The sequence below is a fragment of the Octadecabacter dasysiphoniae genome, assembly GCF_021532615.1.
GTDB classification, from domain to species: domain Bacteria; phylum Pseudomonadota; class Alphaproteobacteria; order Rhodobacterales; family Rhodobacteraceae; genus Octadecabacter; species Octadecabacter dasysiphoniae.
The window spans coordinates 1-1,632 of the sequence record NZ_JAKGAQ010000016.1; the positions used below are offsets into that span (position 1 = coordinate 1).

The 1,632-nt window shown below is 60.5% G+C and carries 1 protein-coding gene; it reads left to right on the top strand.

The features are described 5' to 3' along the window. Nucleotides 1-1,632: VCBS domain-containing protein (locus L0664_RS18440; protein ID WP_235227374.1), on the top strand; the 1,632-nt coding region annotated here is incomplete at both ends.

The following is a 1,632-nucleotide window of genomic DNA, read 5'->3' on the forward strand; positions in this document are numbered from 1 at the left end:
ATCTACGCGGCGGACAACACGCAGGCGGCGATCCAGGCGTTGGGCGAAGGCGAAACTTTGACCGACAGCTTCACGGTTACAACGGTGGATGGCACCGAGGAGACGGTGACCATCACAATCACGGGTGAGAATGATGCGATCGAGCTCGCTGCGTTGGAGAGCAGCACGGATCCCAGCGGCTTTGTGATCAACGGTGTGTCGGCGGGTGATGGGGCTGGCTGGTCGGTGAGCGGAGCAGGGGATGTGAATGGCGACGGCTTCGATGATCTGATCGTCGGGGCCTACGGAGACGATCCGAGTAGCGAAAACTCCGGCGCGAGCTTTGTGGTCTTCGGCAAGAGTGACGGTACCTCTGTGGAGCTGTCCGACATCGAGAGCGGTATTGGCGGCTTTGTGATCAACGGTGTGTCGGAGGACGACTTATCCGGTTGGTCGGTGAGCGGGGCCGGGGATGTGAATGGCGACGGCTTCGACGATCTGATCGTTGGGGCACCGGGTGACAATCCCAACGGCGACGACTCCGGCGCGAGTTTTGTGGTGTTTGGCAACAGCGACGGGACCTCGGTGGCGCTGTCCGACATCGAGAGTGGCATCGGCGGCTTTGTGATCAATGGCGTTTCGAAGTATGATCAGTCTGGCTGGTCGGTGAGCGGGGCTGGCGATGTGAATGGCGACGGCTTGGACGATCTGATCGTTGGCGCAGAACAAGACGATCCGAATGGCTCCCACTCCGGCGCGAGTTTCGTGATCTTCGGTAAGGGCGATGGGACCGCTGTGCAGCTTTCCGACATCGAGAATGGCAGTGGCGGCTTTGTGATCAACGGTGTGTATTCGTTTGACTGGTCCGGCAGGTCGGTGAGCGGGGCGGGAGATGTGAATGGCGACGGCTTGGACGATCTCATCGTGGGGGCTTGGGGAGACGATCCGAATGGCCAGTCCTCCGGTGCAAGCTTTGTGGTCTTCGGCAAGAGCGATGGCACAGCGGTGGAGCTGTCCGACATCGAGAACGGCCTTGGCGGCTTTGTCATCAATGGTGTGGCTGAGGGTGATCAGTCGGGTGTCTCTGTCAGTGGGGCCGGTGATGTGAATGGCGACGGGCTCGATGATCTGATCGTCGGGGCATTCAGAGACGATCCGAATGGCCAGTCCTCCGGTGCAAGCTTTGTGGTCTTCGGCAAGAGCGACGGGACCACGGTGGCGCTGTCCGACATCGAGGACGGTATTGGTGGCTTTGTGATCAACGGTGTGGCGGAACTTGACCATTTGGGTCGCTCGGTGAGCGGAGCGGGGGATGTGAATGGCGACGGCTTGGATGATCTGATCGTCGGGGCATATCGAGACGACCCGAATGGCGACGCCTCCGGCGCGAGTTTTGTGGTCTTCGGCAAAAGCGATGGAACAGCCGTGGAGCTGTCCGACATCGAGAGTGGCCTTGGCGGCTTTGTGATTAACGGTGTGGCGGAGAATGATCGTAACGGCAATTCGGTCAGCGGCGCAGGTGATGTGAATGGCGACGGATTCGACGATCTGATCGTTGGGGCACCGGGTGACGATACGAATGGCAGCGACTCCGGCGCGAGCTTCGTGATCTTCGGCGGCGATTTCTCGGGCGCCGCGACGCAGATCGGCACC